This is a genomic window from Lysinibacillus sp. GW247-5R2A (assembly GCF_059424475.1).
On sequence record NZ_JBWKZL010000001.1, the window covers coordinates 372,324 to 391,200 of the forward strand.

Sequence of the window (18,877 nt, forward strand, 5' to 3'; positions counted from 1 at the left end):
AATGGATACACCTTATATATATTTTTAAAATTGAAATAGCATATTAACGAATACTACGAGTATGACAGCAGGTACTATGATTAACATCAACATCCTGTAAATCGTATAATACCCCTGCCCCATCTGGCTTCCCATTAGCAGTTCTCTTTTCACAAATTCCTTATCCACTACATATGCAATAAAAATCGCAATGGACAAGTTCCCCAATGGCAGCATTAAGTTTGATACTAAAAAGTCAGTTGCATCAAAAATATTCTTCCCAAAAACCGATACATCCGCTAGCAGGCTAGAGGAAAGGGATGCTGGGATGGCCGCAAGAAAGACGACTATACCTAGGGACGAAGTCCATACGAGACGAGACTTCTGACTATTTTCCATAAACGCCGCAACAATAATTTCGTATAAACTAAACGAGGACGTTAATGTGGCAAATAAAAATAATAATAAAAACATCGCTAAAAATACTTCCCCAAATGGCATTTGGCTAAATGCTGTCGGTAACACCATAAATAACAAGCCTGGCCCAGCTGCCGGCTCTAAATCAAAAGCAAAAACGACCGGGAAGATAGCTAGTCCAGCTAAAAATGAAACAAGTACCGTTAGCATAACGACGGAGCCTGCTGAATTCGGTAAACTCACATCTTTTTTGAGGTAGGAACTATATGTAACAAGGCAAGAAAATCCAACGGCTAACCCAAAGAAAGATTGCCCTAAAGCTTCTAATAAGGCTTTTCCTGTAATATTTGAAAAATCAGGCCATAAAAAGAATTTTACCCCTTCCACGGCGCCATCTAATGTGACAGCACGTATCACTAGGACAATGAACATAATAAAGAGCAATGGCATCATCCATTTATTCGCCTTTTCAATACCATTTTGGACACCTAACGAAATAACAAGTACGTTTGCTAATGTAAACAAAGCCAAACCTACAATTGTAATCCAAGGTGTACCAATTATCTTTCCAAATAGTTCACCAGGATCAATAGCCGGATCAATGACAGCACCCGCTACGCCTAGCCCACTATAAATAAAAATCCAGCCACCGACAACGCTATAAAATGTTAGTAATAAAAAACATCCGAGAACACCCATGCGGCCAATCCATGCCCATCCCTTTTTCGTAGGAGCCATTTTTTTATAGGCAGTAATCGCCTCTGACTGTGTACCTCGTCCTAAAATATATTCAGATAATAGCATCGGGAGCCCAATTAACAATGTAAACAATACAAAGATTAAGAAAAACGCCCCTCCGCCACTTTGTCCGGTTACATACGGGAGCTTCCAAATCGCTCCTAGTCCAATCGCAGCACCTGCTGATGCTAAAATAAATCCTAACTTACTAGACCACTGTCCTTTTTTTCCACTCATCTCTTCATACTCCTCTAACTTTCTAAACTCTTCTCTAATTTTACATGAAAATATAGTTTTCGACTAGGTATTACTAAAAAAGAACTAGTTATACTTTGACAACCCATTACCTTTTTCTTTTTTTCTACATTTCGCCATAAAAAAACCTCGAGTTCATCCCTCGAGGCTTAGTACATGTTATTTTGTTATATACATAGAACGCTGGCGGTCAATCCATTTACGCATTGTCGTAAATAATAACGCCATAATACCCGTTAATAAAATCCCTTTGACAATATTAAATGGTAAAATACCAGCGATAATCATTTTATAAAGTGAATCACCTACAACAGGCTCCATTCCTAAGAAGTAAGTGTACATTGGTAAAAATACAGCATAGTTTAAAACACTCATTCCTACTGCCATCACAACTGTTCCCATCGCTAAACCTCCAACAAGACCAGCGATTGTTTTAAAGCGATTAAAAATAAAGCTTACTGGCAAGATGAATAAAATACCTGTTACAAAATTAGCCATATGTCCTACCGGAACGCCTGTTGGAGTGCCTGAGAAAATCCAATCCAACACATTTTTAAATAACTCTACTAAAATACCAGCTACAGGTCCCATTGTGATTGCTGCAAGTAAGGCAGGCATATCACTGAAGTCCACTTCCAGAAATGCTGGGAATGGCGGAATTGGGAAATTAAAAAGCATTAATAAAAATGAAATACTGCTCAGCATGCCAATCGTAATAAACGATTGAAGTTTGACATTTTTCTTCATAGAAAACTCTCTCCTCTTTGCTGATTCAATCTCGCAAGAAGAAAGGTGACGATCTTTCAATTGTTTCATGAAAAAACCCTTATGCGTTTAATAAAGCATAAGGGAGAAAGGCATAACGAATAAGCGTCCTCATCAACTAATTTTTGAGCACATTTTAATAAAACATACAAAAAAAAGCGCTCGGTCATAGTTCATTTCATGACAATGAATGACGATCGTACCTCCATCTTCTCCCATCCAGACTTTAACTGTCGGCCTTGGAATTTCACCAAGTCAGCCATGCGAAAATTCGCACAGGTCGCGGGCTGAAGAGTTTAACATAAATCAAGCGAGCTAATGAATATATTCACTAGCGATTTATGACTCTATTACCGCCGGTCGGGATTTTCACCCTGCCCCGAAGATGAATCATATTATTTTATACTACAGCTTTACTATAATGAATTACGAAGTAAAAGTAAATAGTTCTGCTCAAAAAAATCCGATTAAATCGCTATGTTTTATAAATAGAAAAGGCACTCCCGCCATGCAGGAATGCCTCTCTTGTTTTTTTCTTCCTTCGACTATGGTAAAAACTGTTTATTCGGTCCCACTGGCTTTGGTAAATAACCCTTTAAATCAAAGCCTTCCCAGCTTTCTTGCACAACATTATCTAAAAGGAGCAGTTGATTAAAGCTAGCAGCCGTTAACATCATGGCCTCAATTAATTGAGTAGCTCGTATTGGTTCCATAGATGTTAAATCAAGCGGAATATCAAAAGTCACAACTACACCTTCCGCTTGTTCAGCGACTGTGTATGTTACATTTTCAGGCACTACCGATGTATAGACATCATCATTTTTATTTTTCATCAGTGTAAGTGCCTCTGTGACTGTCTCAAAAGATTGACGGAAATCTGGTGATAAATATTCTGCACCATTGGAATCATGGTACAAGTAATAATTATAGTGCTTTGCATTCGTTAAGGACATTCCTTGACTTGGCTCACCTTCTTGCGAAAACTCATACGGGGTTCCATCTTCATTTTGGATTTCCACTTCGGTGTATTCAGAGTCTGAGAATGTGTCTTCCATTGTGCCTTTATATTCATTTACTGCAGCAGAGGCAACATCATAGTCATTTCCCTTTGGCAAGACATGGATAAGCTTATCATCCTTTTCCTTCAGCTCACCTTTATAAGGATGATACTCTGTAAATCCTTTAGCCTCCTCGTCAATTTGAGGAGCATACTTTTCATATATCCGTAAGGTAGAAGGCTTCTCCTCTCCAAAATCAGTTGCCACACGTTCATTTGGAATCACATACGTCATAGGAACACTTTCCGCATCACGCCCTGCCAAACCAATACGGAATACGACAGCATCTTTTACATCCTCCTCATAGACAGATGTACGTAAAGATAAAATGCGCTCATGTTCCGCAACAATACTTTTGGAATCCAGCATTTCATCTTGCGTGGCTGCTTCCTTTGCTGCTGAATCCTCTTGCATCGTCGAAAACTGAGCCGTTTCAGGCATACTCGCTTGATCTTTTTGCTCACCTTGATTGTTCTTCAATATTGTGCCAACTAGTATTGTTAGCACAAAAACTGCGGCTACACTCATATAAATCTGCATATTACGTACTTTTGATTTCGTCGCAGGTTTTATAATGGCAGCATCTTCCTGTTGAAATGGTTCATCTTCTATAGGTTCTTGCATAGCATCTTGAAGGTGGATATTATCTTGCAAGCGAGCATCTGCCATTAACCGATTTAATATATCTTCTTTCGAACGGTGGTCAGAAAGCTTAGGGGCATTGTTCAGTACATGTTCAAGCTGCTCATCATCAAATGGCTTATGTGTCATTGCCGTTTCGCCTCCTGTTCTCTGATCGGCTGTAGCTGTTGCCTTAAAAATTTAATGGCTCGATGCTGGGTTGTTTTTACCTTCGCTTCTGTCCAATCAAGTATTTGCGCCGTTTCTGCAATCGATAAATCCTGGAAATAGCGCATAATAATGACCATTTTTTGATCGCCAGTACAGTTTTCTAATGCTGACTCTACTTGCATAAATTCATCACTGGCCTGTAGCATTTCCTCCGGTGATGGTGTGTTTGAATGGAGCTGTTCCGTTTCCCAGTCAAAGAAATCAAGCGAATGCTTCTGACGCACTGCCTGTTTTCTAAAATGATCAATCGCAACATTTTTGGCTATTGCAAAAAGCCATGTTTTCTCACTACTATTGCCTGCAAATTGATCGTATGAGCGCAATACTCTTACATAAACTTCATGCGCTAAATCTTCAGCAAGTGTACGATTTTTTACTAGGTAGATTAGAAACTGGAACACGTCTTGATGATAGGCATCGTATAGTCGATGGAACACGGAGTCATTCAATGCACTCCACCCCCGTTCTATATTATTTGTCGTCTTACATTCGGAGAAGTTACAGTCAATTAATAACAAACCATGTTATTAATCGAACGGTAAATAAAATGTGAAGGTAGTACCTTCCTTAAGCACACTATCTACCATAATATTTCCTGAGTGCGCCTTTATAATATTTCGTGCAATGGCTAAGCCAAGTCCCGTACCACCCTTAGATCGAGTACGTGCCTTATCTGCTTTATAAAAGCGTTCAAAGACATAAGGTAAATCATCTTGAGGAATACCATGTCCTGTATCTTGAACAGAAATTTTAGCGAATGTTGGCTCCTGCTCCACTTTTACTGTGACAGATCCCTCGTCCGTATGTCTTAGTGCATTGTCGACTAAATTTGTGAGTACTTGCTCGATGCGATCCTCATCTATATTAATCATTGTATCGTCATTAAATTCACTATCAAATAATAGACGAATATGCTTTTCTTTTGCCACCTGTGCAAATTTTTGGGTAATACGCTCGAATGTAGAATTAATGGGTAATTCATCTTTATAAAGCGTCATATGCCCCGATTCCATGCGTGCTAAATCTAATAAATCCGTGACAAGGCGACCCATTCGTTTGGATTCATCATAAATAATTTTTGTTATTTCATTACGCTCTTCCTGATCTTGAATAAAATCATCATCCATTAAAGCCTCAGAATAGCCTTGTAGCATGGCGATTGGCGTCCGCAATTCATGAGAGACGTTCGCAATAAAATCGGATCGAAGTTTTTCTAGGCGATGTTGTTCAGTCATATCACGAATAACAGCGACTGCACCACGAATGATTTCTCCACTATAAAGAGGACTAATGGTAAACGTATAGTAATTACCATCCATTTCAATTTCCTCTTCTAGCTTATCCTCAAACATGAGTACATGATCCAGCATATGATACAGCTCTGGCGGTATTGGCTTCGCACTTTGTGAGCCTTTGTTTACAAACCATTTTTGCATCAGACGTTCCGCTGGTGGATTACTTAATAATATTGTACGGTCGCGATTAAATGTGATCACTGCATCTGTCATAGATGTCAAAATATTGGATAGCTGTTCATTCTCTTGATTGATGACCTCTAAATTATGCTTTAATTGACGGCCCATTTGATTGAAAGCAACTGCCAGCTGTCCAATTTCATCATTTTGAGTCGTAGGCATTTTCGCTTCAAAATTCCCTTTTGCAATTTCAAATGCCAGCTCACGCATTTTTCTTAGTGGAGATGTAATACGTGAAGACAAGAAGAACGCAAAAAATGTAGTCAAGACAAATGCTATGAAAGCTGCCAAAAAGACAATTTTCGTCGTTTCCTTGGACGTTTTATGTAGGGCATCGGGGCTTTGATAGATGAAAACTGCTCCATGTACAGCATTTTCTACATTTAATGGGAAACCAAGTACAACATAAGATTCCATTTTCTCTTGATCTGTAGAGGAGGGCATCATCATTTCTTTAGTAATTGGTTCATCTGATTGAAAAACCTCACGGAAAGATTTATTTGCCAAAATAGTATCTTGAATTTCCTTTTTATTGAGTCCCTCTTGCATGGCAAAGGATACCTCTACATGGCTAATTGCGATGAGTGCGTTGGTGCCTTTAGGTAAAATATCTTTTAATAATTCCGAAGTCGATTCAGCTGTTTCATTGTCATCCACTATACTTGCCACAGTGGCAGCGGTTTGACGTAAAGATATTTCCGCTTGCTGCATATGGTAGTTTTGAAGAAATTCAAGCATTAATACCGTGAAAACAAATAATACAAATGAAACGAGAAGCAATATGGTTACCCATAGCTTCCCGACAACACTATTCCATATTCTATTCATTGACAACCTCAAATTTGTAACCAACGCCCCAAACCGTCACGATCATTTTAGCAGCGTTTTCAGAAACACGGTTGAGCTTTTCACGTAAACGTTTTACGTGTGTGTCAACTGTACGTAAATCACCAAAGAAATCGTAATGCCAAACCTCTTTTAGTAATTGTTCACGGTCAAATACTTTGTCTGGCGATTTCGCTAAGAAGTAAAGTAATTCATACTCTTTTGGCGTTAAATTCACCTCAATGCCCTCTGCTGTTACACGGTGTGCATCATGATCGATCATCAAATGCTGGAACACCACTAAATCTTTTGAAGAGGATGCATTTGTCGTTGGTGAGAATGCCTGTGAACGACGTAAAATGGCCTTCACACGTAACACTACCTCACGAGGACTAAATGGTTTTACAATATAATCATCTGCTCCTAGCTCGAAGCCTTGAACACGATTAGCTTCCTCGCCTTTAGCAGTTAATAAAATAATAGGAGTTGCAGCGCGTTCACGAATTTCTGCACACACTTCTAGCCCATCTTTTTCAGGCATCATAATATCAAGTAAAATACAGTGATATTCTTTTTCTAAAGATTTTTCGATCGCTTGTTCACCATTTTCTGCCTCGTCAACAAGGTATCCTTCTCGCTCCAGATACATTTTTAATAAGCGGCGAATTCGATCCTCGTCATCTACTACTAATACTGAAATATTTTCTGACACTTTCACGATCCCTCTCTTCCAATCTTTCTCTAACTTCTATTGTACATGGTGTGACACATATTGAAAAGAAAAGAAAGCCTCTTCGCTAGAGCGAAAAGGCTTGTTGTTTCACAGGTTATGCGTAGGAGTGTAAACCTGCAAGAATTAAGTTAACAGCAATTAGGTTAAATAATATAATACCGAAACCAATTAATGCTAACCAAGCAGATTTTTGACCTTCCCAGCCTTTTGATAAACGTAAATGTAGGAATGCCGCATAGAATAACCATGTAATAAGAGCCCATACTTCCTTAGGATCCCATCCCCAGAAGCGACTCCAAGCAATTTGCGCCCAAATCATCGCAAAGATTAAAGCACCTAGGGAGAATACAGGGAAACCAATTAGCACTGAACGATAGCCAATTTCATCAAGTAATTGTAAATTAACACGCTTCACAAGTGGCTGGAAAATAGCACTTATTCGACGACGTGCAATTAAGCGAATTAATAAATACAACACTGACCCTACTAATAATGACCAAAAGACAGTTGTTAATTTCTTCGCATTAATTAATGCTGGCATTTCTACCATTGGTGACATGCCATGCTCTTCAACTGCCTCATACTCATTCATACCGAAAACTGGTGGTAAATTGTAAATAATTTTACGCGTAGTTCCTTCTTTGTCCACATAATTGTAGCTAGATTCATAATCCATTGCACTGAATGTAGATGTCACAGCGACAAACCCTATAACTACTACAAGACAGTACATAACGGCCTCTAACCAAAATCGTTGTTTAGAAGGCTTCGTTAAATCCACAACCTTTAATAAGTAAATAAGTCCAGCCACAGCACTGATTGCTAAAATAGATTGCCCTAATGCCGCTGTAATCACGTGAATTGTTAACCAATGGCTTTGTAATGAGGGCACTAACGGACTTACTTCTTTCGGGAACATTGAAGCATAAGCGATAATTAAAAGTGCTACTGGTAATGCTACTAATCCAAGCGCAGATAAACGATAAATAAAGTAAATTAAAATAAACGCACCAACAATGAACATACCAAAGGCAGTTGTAAATTCAAACATATTACTTACTGGCGCATGTCCAGTATAAATCCATCGTGTAATAAAGTAGGCAAGCTGTGAGACAAATCCAATAATTGTTACCACAATGGCAAGCTTACCCCATTTACCAGTGTTTTTACCTGTAGCATTCGCTTGTTTAATGGAACCACCAAATAATAACGTCGCAACTAAATAAGCAATAAAAGCTACAAATAACAGGTTTCCACTTATGTCAATCAAACTCATAAGGTGTTGTCACCTTCCTTTTCTTTAATGCCACCATCCGTGGACTCTTCGCCAGCCTCTTCTTTCTCTAACTGATCTTTGTATGGAGGCAATGCTGCAAATGCTGTAACAGCATCTAAATCCTTTTTCATGCTGAACATATTTTTATTAACATGGGCAGCCATTAAAACACGGCCATCCGGCTCAACTTGAAGCCATAAACGACGGTGATTCCAGTAAGATCCAATTACAACACCAATCATAAAGATAACGCCACCAACAAATAAGATAGGAATTGTACTATCTTTTCGAACCGTAATACCAGACATATCACGCATCTCTGCTGCAGCAAATTTCATTCTGTATTGATTTTCACCCAGCGGTTCTAGTGGTGGCTGCATAATTTCCACAAAACTTACTTCGCCTTCTGGTGTTTCTGGCGTTGTCATTTTAAATAAAAATGCTGGATTATTTGGAATCGATGTTTTTGTTTGGGGTTCCCCATTTTCAAAGCCATCAAAATCTGGTGTATACACTAGAATTTGTACGGAAGACCCATTACCTAAATCATATTCTTTTTTAGGATTTGTTAAATCAATTTCCACTTTACCAAGTGATTTTTCACTCGCCTTATTAATTAATTCAAAATTCATTTGTTTTAATTCATTCAGACGATAATCCATTTGATAAAGAGCATAGCCATCTTCTTTTAATGGGTGATTGACACGAATCGAATAATCTTTAACTTTTTCCAGATTTTCTGTATCACCCGGAATCGCATCTTCAGGCTGTTTGTAAAGCGTAATGTCAGTTTGGAAGTTTTTTGCAACTACATTAACATTTTGCTTTACTTGCTCTCCTTGGGGTTCATTATCATGAGTTTCTAAAATAAAATCTCTGTTTTCAATGAAATAACCGTCCATGCCAGTAATAGCACGTGTTTCTCCCTCGCGGACCCATATCGACTCATCCACATAGAAGCCTGGTACAAGACGTAACATAACCCCACTTATGAAGATAATGAGCCCGACATGGTTTATGTACGGACCGTAACGAGAAAAGCGACCTTTTTCAGCTAAGAGAGCGCTACCATCTCGACGGACAGAGTATCTCATTTCAGTCATCTTTTGAGCCACTTTATCAAGCGTTTCCTCAGCGTCAGCCGTTATTTGACCCTCACCAAAAATGCGTTGACGCTTCATAAAGCTTTCATGTCTTTTAACACGTTGATTCTTTAGAGATTTATAGAGCGGGATTCCTCGGTCCAGACTGGCTACAATAATTGACACAGCTAACATGCCAACTAAAATTTGGAACCACCATGAACTATATAAGTCTGAGAGTCCTAGCGTGTAATAAATTTTACCGAACGTACCATATACGTCAGCGTAATAAGCTCCCTTCTCCATATCAGAGGCTTTTACGTAAAACTCTTGTGGTAGTAATGTTCCGATTGAAGCAGCAATTAATGTGATAATAATTAAAGATATACCAACTTTAACACTCGAGAAGAAATTCCAAATTTTGTCGATAATCGATTTATTATAAGTCTTAGAACGAATGGCGGTACCATCATAGCGCATATCGACAACTTTATTTTGCTTCTCTTCTTCCGTTAAAGGACGACCACATTTCTCACAGAGCTTCGTGCCGTAAGGGTTACTATGACCACAAGCACAAATGATTTTTTCCATCGTCATTTACTCCTTATTTCGGCTTCACTAATTCCATGTACGAAGCAATATTTGCATCTGTCATTTCACCAGTAATAATTTTTGCCACTTTTCCTTCTGGATCAATTAACACTGTAGCAGGTAATTGACCTACATTATAAGCAGTCATAACACTTTTTGTTTTATCAATGACAACTGGGAAAGACAATTTATATCGATCAACAAAATTCTGAACTTCAAAATCTGTTTGAGCGATATTGACCGCTAAAGTTTGTACACCTTGATCTTTAAATAGTTGATACTGTCTGTCCATCGCAGGCATTTCCTTTTCACATGGCTTACACCAAGTTCCCCAGAAATTTAAAAATACCCCTTGTCCTTTATAATCCGACAATTTATGTTTTTCACCGTTTAAATCTACTAACGTGAAGTCAGGTGCTTCTGAGCCAACTGCTACTAACTCTACTTTTTCCTTTGTTGCTGTTCCATATACCGTGTACCCGATTGCCAATGCTAATACTGCTAAAATGACAGTCCGTAGTACGAGACGCTTTTTCTTTTTCTCCAAGTTAATAAACCCCCTATCATTTACGACTTTGCGTAAACATTGTAGACATGAAGCTTTTACATTATAAAGACTTTAGCCTAGAACTTTTTCATTTTATAAACGTCTTTACGTATGTACAAACATCTATGAAAATTGTACGTTAACGATGTACGAAGTTCTTCTGGCTAAAATGTAACTAGGTGTACTATTCTCACCTATTATAGCAAAATGATACAAAAACACTTAGCTATTAATTATGAATGATTTATGAACGATTTCACCAAAAAGAAAGTGAAAATAGTTTTTATTACCTTTTAAGGTACTATCACTTTCTTCTGGCAAATTATTTAATCCAGTTTCCCTGTTTCTGCTAACACGCGTAATTGCTTGACTTCGTGCTTCGACAATTCACGGAACTCACCTGGCGCAAGGCCAAATAAATCTAAAAAGGCAAATCGTTCACGTTTTAATTTGACAACCGGTGTACCAATTGCTTCAAACATACGTCGAACTTGGCGATTTCGGCCTTCATGAATAGTAATTTCGCAAATTGCCTTGCCAGCTTTTTCGTCAAAGGACGTCATACTTACTTTGGCAGGTGCAGTTTTGCCATCCTCTAATTTAATACCACGTTGAAGTTTTTTCAGACCTTCAATTGTTGGAATACCTTTGACACGAGCGATATACGTTTTGTCAATTTTAAATTTCGGATGCGTCAACATATAGGAAAATTCCCCATCATTTGTTAATAGCAATAATCCAGATGTATCATAATCAAGACGACCAACTGGGAAAATACGTTGCGGAATATGATGAAATAAATCTGTGACAGTTTTGCGTCCTTTATCATCCGTCACGGCCGAAATAGTTCCGCGTGGTTTATACAGTAAGAAATAAACTTTATCTTCTTTTTCAAGCTTTACGCCTTCCACTTCAATTGTATCTGAGTTAGACACCTTTGTTCCTAATTCACGGATAACTTTACCGTTCACTTTCACTTTACCTTCTAGTATCAATTGCTCTGCTTTTCGCCTTGAAGCAATCCCCGCATAGGCAATGACTTTCTGTAATCTTTCCATTTCTTCACCTCTAGTTTTCTTTCACATTAACAATTTCGTCGAAAATTGATTTCTCGTTCAATTGAATAGGGTTAATTTTCCCGCTAATCTGTGAAAATTATGTCATACTTTAGCGTAATATTAAAGAAAAACAAATTTCACATTCATTGTTGGAGTATTCGTAATACTTTTTCATTAGCGCATTGAACACTATATTGATCAATAGTAGGAATAGAATTTTCCTTGCACCATGCTAGTAGTATACTCTTTTTACCAAAAAGCAAATCGTTTTAAAAAAATGTTTATATTTCCTGTTTGCACTCCGATATGGTGGAAATCTTGTAGAACAAAAAAATCAGCCAATCGTTTTTCAACGATCCGCTGATTCAACTTTTACTGGTATTGCATAAATGCGTTCTTCTCCTAGAAAGATGGACAAGACAGCTTCCTGACGTTTTCTTGAAACATGTAAAACTTGCCGCACTTGCGCTTTTTCCTCTTTATTTAACTGCAGGCGAACTGGCTCTTCTAATCGAATAGCCAACTTTTTATTGACGTTGTATTTACCCTTCTTCACCACTGTTTCAAGATCATAATCTGCCCACACTTGATTAGAAAAGCTTCGATGAACATTCCAATCATCCGATACATTTAACGTGACAACTATACAGGTTTGCCCATCCTTTTGAAAGGCTGTTGCAAGAGTACGACCAGCTACCTTTGTAAAACCTGTTTTACCTGCATAAGCAACACCAGTAGCAGATTTTAAAGAACTCACAGGCTGCTCTGTCTCATCGTCAATTTCCGCGGCCATTCCTGAGCCTTCTCTTAATAATCGATGCTTATTTTCCCATAGCATGCCGTTCACCGTATTCGCTCGATAAAGAACCGTGGAAGCGATTTTTTCAAAGGTTTTGTTTTGCAAGGCAACTCTTAGCATCTCCGCTGTATCTCTTGCAGAAGATAAGTGCTCTTCATGATGTAAGCCAGATGGGTTCATAAAAACCGTATTGGTAAGACCCGCAATAACAGCTCTTTCATTCATTAATTTGACAAAGCCTTCTACAGAGCCACCTACATGCTCTGCCAAAGCAGTCGCAGCATCATTGCCTGAACGCAGCATTAAACCATATAATAACGTTTCTACGGTCACCGTTTCGCCTGCCTGCAAATAAATGGAACTCCCTTCAGCCATGGCAGCCTTAGGTGAAATGACAACTTCCTCTTGCAAATCACTATTTTCGATGGCCACTAGGGCCGTCCAAATCTTCGTTAAGCTAGCAATTGGTAGCCGTTCATTACTATTTGAACCTATTAATACGCGACCTGTATCTCCATCTAAAACCGCGTAGCCACTTCCACCTCTCGCAAAGCTTGTTTGCGGAAGTATTACCATTAACACAATGATCATCAACATTATTATTCGAAATAACCGAAGCAACGAGCCACTCCTTATTCAATATGATAGGAAAGTATAGATTTATATTGGTCGTTATGCTTTATTCCTATACATTACTTTGCACCATTAAACGCTTCTTGGAATTTAGTCATAAATAAATCGGTTTCTTGTTCATTTTCTGCAAGCTCTTCCTCAGGCAGAGGTGGCATTTCCTCTACACTGTTTAAACCAAAATAATGTAAAAATTCTTTAGTTGTTCCATATAGGATAGCACGTCCAGTTCCCTCTGAACGTCCTACCTCTTTAATCAACCCTCTAGACACTAAAGTCTGAATAGGTCTTTCGCATTTAACACCTCGTAAATCTTCTATAGCTACCCTAGTAATTGGCTGTTTATACGCTACAATTGCTAATACCTCAAGAGAGGCTTGGGATAATGATTGTGCAGTAGGGTTTTCTACTAATCTTTGAATAGTATCCGCTAAATCGGATTTTGTAATAAGCTGAAAAACGCCTGCCATTTCTTTCACAGTTATTCCTCTAGCTAAATCTTCATCATAGACTTTTCGCAAGGCATCCATTGCCTGTATAATAATCTCATCTTGTTCACCTAACAGCTGAGAAAGTTGTTTAATCGTTAAGCCATCATCTCCGACAACGAACAATAAGGCTTCAATTCTACTCTGTAACATCGATGTTTTCGTCATCTTCCCATTCCTCCTTCTGTAGGGTAACCGTTAATTCTTCAAAGTTACCATCTTGCTCTACGATGACGACTTGACGTTTCATCAATTCAAGAAGGGATACAAACGTCAAAATAAGTGTCGGCTTATCTTCATAGGGAAAAAGCTCGAAAAATGATGCACGTCCACCTGTTGATCGTAAAGTATCTACAACCGAACGCATTTGATCCTTCACTGACCGTTCTTGCCTCGTTACTGTCGTTTTTAGAGGCTTCTTTAATTTTTTTCGACGCATCAATTTTTGAAATGCTCCAAGCATATCATAAATATTTACATTCAAATCAAACAAGGCCATTTGTTCATCTGATGCTAAACCTGTTAAATCAGCTGGCGGCCTTGTAAATACTTGCGCTCGATCTGTTTCAAGCTCTTGCAGATTGCTAGCAGCTTCCTTGTATTTCTTATACTCGATTAATCGCTGCACCAGCTCTTCACGCGGGTCTGGGCCATCTACTTCCAATTCGGCATCATCCATTTCACCCTCATGAATAGGTAATAGCATACGGCTTTTAATCGCCAGCAGTGTTGCGGCCATTACTAAATATTCACTTGCTTCATTTAATTCCAATACTTGCATGGCATGTATATGGTCGATATATTGTTGTGTGATTTCAGCCATTGGGATATCATAGATATCAATTTCCAACCTGTGAATTAAATGCAATAATAGATCAAGAGGCCCTGAAAAGGCATCTAATTTTACTTCATAAGACATTATTTTACCACCCTGAGATTCTATGTTCTTATAGTATAGTGGAAAGGAGTTCAAAATGCATCCACAGCATCATACTTTATTTATCGAATACTGTGCTTATTTTAATGGCAATCAGGATTTTTTTGAATGCCATGAAGTGCTTGAGGAATATTGGAAGGAAATCGCGCCTGGTGATAAAATGCACCCATTGGTTGGCTATGTACAGCTCGCAACAGGCTTATACCATTGGCGGCGTGGTAATGATACTGGCGCTATACGAATTTTAGAAAAAGCACTTCATAATTTTCAACAAAATGAAGGTCATATCTTTTTCCATGAAATTAGTTATTATCAACTCCTGACAGAATTAAAAAATTGTCTCGCCGCGATCCAAGCAGGCAAGTCCTTCCTTGCATTCCAGCTCCCCCTTTCACCCAAGTTGCTGGAATTAGCACTAGCACGTATAGAAATTATGCCACCTAGTAACTCAAACTATCTTCTTCATAAGCATATGCTACGGGATCGCTCACATATACTTGCAGAGCGACAAGAAAGCAAACAAAGAAAAAGTAAACGTTAATTTCCACTATAGACAGACGTTTTTAGCCTATGGAAATGAGCTGATGTCATCGCTTCCCTAGCTTCACTCTGACCAGAATCTTGATTTCTTCGCTTTCCCCGCAGGTGTCGCCAGCTTTTTCAACTTAACTTTGGCGATGCTAACCAATAAGCCGAGTAGTGAATGAGCGTGGTCAATTAGTAATTGACCACATATAGAACGTCAAAAACCATCGATAAGAGTTCACTCTCGATGGTTTTTGTCTACAGTATGTGCAGTCGATGTTACTCGTCTGCTTCTTTATCGATGCAATTGATACATTTTTGAACTAGTTGACGTGTTTCATCTGTCGCACGTACATTTTCATATTGGCCTAGCTCTCCTATTTCCTGAAGCATTTCCTTCGCAACACCCTCGCCTCTATAGGAAGGCACAACAGATACATGTTGGATCGTAGCAGTGTTATTCTCATCTGTTACAAGCCCAACAATGCCTACATATTCATCATTTTTTTTCCATAAGTATAAAACCCAATTATCATCATTTTCATAGGAGTGGATGGTCTCGGTAAGCTTTTTTACGTCTTTTTCGTTCGGCATAAACGAAAGTAGCCCCATTGCTATTTTCTCTAAAGCTTTTTTATATCGAATTAACATATTTGTCTATTCCCTCTTTTTCTAGCTGTACATAATCTTTGACTATCCTACACGATTTGTACTTTTACCGCAAGCCAATTTCTGTCTTACGAACCAGGTCCGAGAATTCCTTTAGACGCCAACACCCAATAGACAATACCCCACAACACAATAAAAGTTGAAATGGATGCTAGTAAAACCCATTTATTCTTTCTCAAATTTACTCACCCTTTTTTAAAGTTAGCGGGAGATCGTTTTGCACAATATCTTCATAACTTTCGCGGCGAATAGCTAATTGATGCTGTCCATTCTCTACAAATACAACAGCAGGTCTAGGAACACGGTTATAGTTACTTGCCATAGAATAACCATATGCGCCTGTACAGAAAATAGCTAAAATATCACCTGAAGCTGCGTCTTGTAGTTTAGCATCAATAATTAATTTATCGCCAGATTCACATAATTTACCAGCAACCGTATAAATTTCATTTTTTGGCTCATTCGCTTTACTTGCAATGATTGCCTCATACTTAGCGTCGTATAATGCTGGGCGGATATTATCACTCATCCCACCATCTACAGCAATATATTTTCGCACATCTGGTACTGTTTTTTGTGATCCGATTGTATAAAGAGAAGTTCCTGCATCACCGACAAGTGATCGACCTGGTTCAATCCAAATTTCTGGCATTTTTAGTCCAAGTACAGTTGCTTTGTTTTTCACTACTGTAATCATGTCTTCTACATATACTTGTGGTTCAAGCGGTGCATCTTCTTCAGTATAACGAATACCAAAGCCCCCACCTAAGTTTAACACAGTACATGTAAATCCGTGAGCCTTGTTCCAATCAGAAATTTTGTCAATCAATTTTTCTCCTGCTAACCCAAAGCCAGCAGTGTCAAAAATTTGTGAGCCAATGTGACAATGTAAGCCCAATAGCTCTAGGAATTCATGGTTAAATGTTTGTTGGAATGCCTCATCCGCTTGACCATTGTTTAAGTCAAAACCAAATTTAGAATCAGCTTGACCTGTCGTAATGAAATCATGCGTATGTGCTTCAACCCCTGGTGTAACACGTAATAATATACGCATTTTTTGTTGACGACGTTCAGATATTTCTTTTAAAAGCTGAATCTCATAGAAATTATCTACAACAATACAACCGATGTTGGAGTCAAAAGCTAGCTCTAATTCTGAAATGCTTTTATTATTGCCATGGAAATGAATGCGCTCAGCTGGGAAACCTGCTTTTATAGCTGTAAATAATTCTCCACCTGATACAACATCCAAAGATAAGTTTTCTTCTGCTGCTAATTGATACACAGCTACACATGCAAATGCCTTTGAAGCATAAGCTACTTCTGCTTTTACGCCTAGTTTTTTAAACGTATCGATAAAGCTGCGAGCACGCTTACGAATAAGTGCAGTATCATACACAAAAAGTGGTGTACCGTACTCTTTGGCAAGCTCTAGTGTGTCTACCTGTCCAATTGTTAAATGACCATTTTCAGAAATCGCTTGTGTTCCATATAAATGCATGTGCATCTCTCCCTTTTCACTTCGTTCCATTCTGTCACTTTTACAGAAATATGATAGGATCTACCATTGGAAATAGAGATATCCCATCAAAAATTAATTTCATCCAGCTTCAAGAGGTGTATGTATAAAACCTCCCTTTTGCTGAATGAAAATAATTTTTGCAAAAATCACAAAATACTATATGTGAACTTTATCACATGAAAAAAACGAGTGCAACGGCTCCTATGATCTTTTTCGCTGTTTGGAAGCGACTACATAAGGTCTTAATGCATCCGCCGTCATTGGGAAACGAATAAGGACACGTAGCATCGCCATTGGGAAGAATGGAACAAGCGGCCAAAAATAGGGTGCCTGCATTGGTCGTAATGAACATAAATACGTAAACACTAAGAATATGCCAATGAATAAACCATTAACGCCCCAAATACCTACCATAAGCAATAAGAATAACCTAAATATTTTTATGGAGATACTTAGCTCATAGGACGGGATAATAAAGATGAGAATAGCTGCAACCGCTGTATAGAGTACAACCTCTGCTGAGAACAGTCCCACATCGATCGCAATTTGACCAATAATTACCCCCGCAACCAAGCCCATCGCAGTAGACAGTGGTGTTGGAGTATGAATGGCGGCCATCCTCAAAAATTCGATACCAATATCTGCAATAAGTATTTGCAGTAATAAGGGTACATGCGATTTCTCCTGAGTCCCTAAAAAAGAAAGAGCTTCGGGAAGCAATGATTCATTTGTTGCAAATACATACCACAAAGGTAATAAAAGTAAACCCATAATGGCGCCGAAATACCGCATAAAACGTACAAATGTACCAACTAGTGGCGCCTGTCTATATTCCTCCGCATGCTGTAGTAAATGGAAAATCGTAATTGGCACAAGAATAACAGACGGTGAAGTATCTACCATTATGGCGATATGCCCTTCCAGTAAATGCGCTGCAGCAATATCTGGCCTTTCCGTGTAACGGACAAACGGAACTGGATGGAATTTTTGCTTAAACAGCCATTCTTCTAATGATTTATCGGCCATTGTCAAACCATCATGGTTAATCTGGTCAAGGCGCTGTCGTAATTTTTCGAGCATATCTTCATTGGCAACATCCTTCATATACGCTATGGCGACGTCGGTTTGGCCGATTTTGGATATTTTATGTAGCTCGAAACGTAAATTACTATTGCGAATCCGCCTACGAATTAAAGCTGTATTTTGAGATATGCCTTCTGTAAAACCATCCCGTGAGCCACGTATAACCTTTTCATTGTCAGGCTCCTCAGGGGAACGTCCTGGATAGTTTCTGAGCTCGGCAACGTAGCAATAGCCACTTTTAGTAATAAAGGTTACTTGCCCGCTTAAAATGGCTAATAAATAAGCTTTACGCTCAGTTTCCTCTGAACGTCCGTGAAAGTTAAAATAGGACTCGAAATACTCCTTCTCATCCTCCACATCAATTTCATAGCCCTCATCTGGGAGCATACTTGAAAGTAATTGTGTTAGGGCTTCCCCATCCACAAGTCCACTAATATAGGCGCAAAGAACCGGCAAATCTTTGACAAATAAATGCTTAATCCCAACGTCAAATGATTCGCCGTCACCAAATTGCTCCTTAAGAAAATCTTCGGCTGCTTCTAAGTTGCTAAATAATTTATTTGTCATGCTGTC

General features: G+C 38.6%; 17 protein-coding genes and 1 riboswitch. Of the genes, 1 reads left to right on the plus strand and 16 read right to left on the minus strand.

What is annotated here, in order from left to right; translation table 11 throughout:
- Window positions 1-24: 24 nt before the first annotated feature.
- From AC07YC_RS01830 to AC07YC_RS01890, 13 genes are all read right to left on the minus strand, one after another.
- Entirely contained in the window at window positions 25-1,371 is a 1,347-nt protein-coding gene (locus AC07YC_RS01830) for a sodium-dependent transporter (RefSeq protein WP_494918240.1), read from the minus strand.
- A gap of 177 nt (window positions 1,372-1,548) precedes the next feature.
- Entirely contained in the window at window positions 1,549-2,136 is a 588-nt protein-coding gene (locus AC07YC_RS01835) for an ECF transporter S component (RefSeq protein WP_036226635.1), read from the minus strand.
- Between the two features lie 221 nt (window positions 2,137-2,357).
- Window positions 2,358-2,545: riboswitch (FMN riboswitch) on the minus strand.
- 154 nt (window positions 2,546-2,699) lie between these two features.
- On the minus strand, window positions 2,700-3,983 hold the full coding sequence (locus tag AC07YC_RS01840) for an RNA polymerase subunit sigma (RefSeq protein WP_494918241.1): 1,284 nt from the start codon (window positions 3,981-3,983) through the stop codon (window positions 2,700-2,702).
- A complete protein-coding gene (sigX, locus tag AC07YC_RS01845; protein WP_036124281.1) occupies window positions 3,980-4,513 on the minus strand; it encodes an RNA polymerase sigma factor SigX in 534 nt (177 codons plus the stop codon). The genes AC07YC_RS01840 and sigX overlap by 4 nt, the downstream gene beginning before the upstream one ends.
- A 78-nt stretch (window positions 4,514-4,591) precedes the next feature.
- Window positions 4,592-6,367 carry an ATP-binding protein gene (locus AC07YC_RS01850; protein ID WP_494918243.1) on the minus strand — a complete coding sequence of 592 codons (1,776 nt, stop codon included), beginning with the start codon at window positions 6,365-6,367 and terminating at the stop codon, window positions 4,592-4,594.
- The gene (locus AC07YC_RS01855; protein ID WP_004232215.1) at window positions 6,360-7,076 is read right to left on the minus strand and encodes a response regulator transcription factor; all 717 of its coding nucleotides are present in this window, start codon (window positions 7,074-7,076) and stop codon (window positions 6,360-6,362) included. Before AC07YC_RS01855 ends, AC07YC_RS01850 begins: the two co-directional genes overlap by 8 nt.
- A 115-nt stretch (window positions 7,077-7,191) precedes the next feature.
- A complete protein-coding gene (ccsB, locus tag AC07YC_RS01860; RefSeq protein WP_336634235.1) occupies window positions 7,192-8,373 on the minus strand; it encodes a c-type cytochrome biogenesis protein CcsB in 1,182 nt (393 codons plus the stop codon).
- Complete coding sequence (resB, locus tag AC07YC_RS01865; RefSeq protein ID WP_336634236.1) at window positions 8,370-10,046, minus strand: cytochrome c biogenesis protein ResB; 1,677 nt, start codon at window positions 10,044-10,046, stop codon at window positions 8,370-8,372. The genes ccsB and resB overlap by 4 nt, the downstream gene beginning before the upstream one ends.
- Window positions 10,047-10,059: 13 nt before the next feature.
- Window positions 10,060-10,593, minus strand: coding sequence for a thiol-disulfide oxidoreductase ResA (gene resA, locus AC07YC_RS01870; RefSeq protein WP_336634237.1), 534 nt, complete (start codon window positions 10,591-10,593; stop codon window positions 10,060-10,062).
- A 326-nt stretch (window positions 10,594-10,919) separates the two neighbouring features.
- The gene (locus tag AC07YC_RS01875; protein WP_008174614.1) at window positions 10,920-11,651 is read right to left on the minus strand and encodes a pseudouridine synthase; all 732 of its coding nucleotides are present in this window, start codon (window positions 11,649-11,651) and stop codon (window positions 10,920-10,922) included.
- Between the two features lie 349 nt (window positions 11,652-12,000).
- The gene (locus AC07YC_RS01880; RefSeq protein ID WP_494918244.1) at window positions 12,001-13,047 is read right to left on the minus strand and encodes a D-alanyl-D-alanine carboxypeptidase family protein; all 1,047 of its coding nucleotides are present in this window, start codon (window positions 13,045-13,047) and stop codon (window positions 12,001-12,003) included.
- 95 nt (window positions 13,048-13,142) lie between these two features.
- Window positions 13,143-13,736, minus strand: coding sequence for an SMC-Scp complex subunit ScpB (gene scpB, locus AC07YC_RS01885; protein WP_480204166.1), 594 nt, complete (start codon window positions 13,734-13,736; stop codon window positions 13,143-13,145).
- Window positions 13,708-14,487, minus strand: a complete 780-nt coding sequence (locus AC07YC_RS01890) for a segregation/condensation protein A (protein ID WP_336634240.1) — start codon at window positions 14,485-14,487, stop codon at window positions 13,708-13,710. Before AC07YC_RS01890 ends, scpB begins: the two co-directional genes overlap by 29 nt.
- 55 nt (window positions 14,488-14,542) lie before the next feature.
- On the opposite strand from AC07YC_RS01890, the gene AC07YC_RS01895 reads away from it, so the two are divergent.
- Window positions 14,543-15,046, plus strand: coding sequence for a DUF309 domain-containing protein (locus AC07YC_RS01895; protein WP_336634241.1), 504 nt, complete (start codon window positions 14,543-14,545; stop codon window positions 15,044-15,046).
- Window positions 15,047-15,309: 263 nt separating this feature from the next.
- Here the strand turns inward: AC07YC_RS01895 and AC07YC_RS01900 are convergent, their stop codons facing one another.
- The 3 genes from AC07YC_RS01900 to AC07YC_RS01910 all read right to left on the minus strand — a co-directional run bounded on the left by AC07YC_RS01900 (window position 15,310) and on the right by AC07YC_RS01910 (window position 18,871).
- Window positions 15,310-15,681: a GNAT family N-acetyltransferase gene (locus AC07YC_RS01900; protein ID WP_336634242.1), complete on the minus strand. Its 372-nt coding sequence runs from the start codon at window positions 15,679-15,681 to the stop codon at window positions 15,310-15,312.
- A 199-nt stretch (window positions 15,682-15,880) separates the two neighbouring features.
- Window positions 15,881-17,200 carry a diaminopimelate decarboxylase gene (lysA, locus tag AC07YC_RS01905; protein WP_336634243.1) on the minus strand — a complete coding sequence of 440 codons (1,320 nt, stop codon included), beginning with the start codon at window positions 17,198-17,200 and terminating at the stop codon, window positions 15,881-15,883.
- 222 nt (window positions 17,201-17,422) lie between these two features.
- The gene (locus AC07YC_RS01910) at window positions 17,423-18,871 is read right to left on the minus strand and encodes a spore germination protein (protein WP_494918245.1); all 1,449 of its coding nucleotides are present in this window, start codon (window positions 18,869-18,871) and stop codon (window positions 17,423-17,425) included.
- Window positions 18,872-18,877 lie beyond the last annotated feature (6 nt).

What these genes read in the sequence shown, in the direction of transcription:
- AC07YC_RS01830 (WP_494918240.1), bottom strand. Translation starts at nt 1,371, where the DNA reads ATGAGTGGAAAAAAAGGACAGTGGTCTAGTAAGTTAGGATTTATTTTA.
- AC07YC_RS01835 (WP_036226635.1), bottom strand. Translation starts at nt 2,136, where the DNA reads ATGAAGAAAAATGTCAAACTTCAATCGTTTATTACGATTGGCATGCTG.
- AC07YC_RS01840 (WP_494918241.1), bottom strand. Translation starts at nt 3,983, where the DNA reads ATGACACATAAGCCATTTGATGATGAGCAGCTTGAACATGTACTGAAC.
- AC07YC_RS01850 (WP_494918243.1), bottom strand. Translation starts at nt 6,367, where the DNA reads ATGAATAGAATATGGAATAGTGTTGTCGGGAAGCTATGGGTAACCATA.
- ccsB (WP_336634235.1), bottom strand. Translation starts at nt 8,373, where the DNA reads ATGAGTTTGATTGACATAAGTGGAAACCTGTTATTTGTAGCTTTTATT.
- resB (WP_336634236.1), bottom strand. Translation starts at nt 10,046, where the DNA reads ATGGAAAAAATCATTTGTGCTTGTGGTCATAGTAACCCTTACGGCACG.
- AC07YC_RS01875 (WP_008174614.1), bottom strand. Translation starts at nt 11,651, where the DNA reads ATGGAAAGATTACAGAAAGTCATTGCCTATGCGGGGATTGCTTCAAGG.
- AC07YC_RS01880 (WP_494918244.1), bottom strand. Translation starts at nt 13,047, where the DNA reads ATGTTGATGATCATTGTGTTAATGGTAATACTTCCGCAAACAAGCTTT.
- scpB (WP_480204166.1), bottom strand. Translation starts at nt 13,736, where the DNA reads ATGACGAAAACATCGATGTTACAGAGTAGAATTGAAGCCTTATTGTTC.
- AC07YC_RS01890 (WP_336634240.1), bottom strand. Translation starts at nt 14,487, where the DNA reads ATGTCTTATGAAGTAAAATTAGATGCCTTTTCAGGGCCTCTTGATCTA.
- AC07YC_RS01895 (WP_336634241.1), top strand. Translation starts at nt 14,543, where the DNA reads ATGCATCCACAGCATCATACTTTATTTATCGAATACTGTGCTTATTTT.
- AC07YC_RS01900 (WP_336634242.1), bottom strand. Translation starts at nt 15,681, where the DNA reads ATGTTAATTCGATATAAAAAAGCTTTAGAGAAAATAGCAATGGGGCTA.
- lysA (WP_336634243.1), bottom strand. Translation starts at nt 17,200, where the DNA reads ATGCATTTATATGGAACACAAGCGATTTCTGAAAATGGTCATTTAACA.
- AC07YC_RS01910 (WP_494918245.1), bottom strand. Translation starts at nt 18,871, where the DNA reads ATGACAAATAAATTATTTAGCAACTTAGAAGCAGCCGAAGATTTTCTT.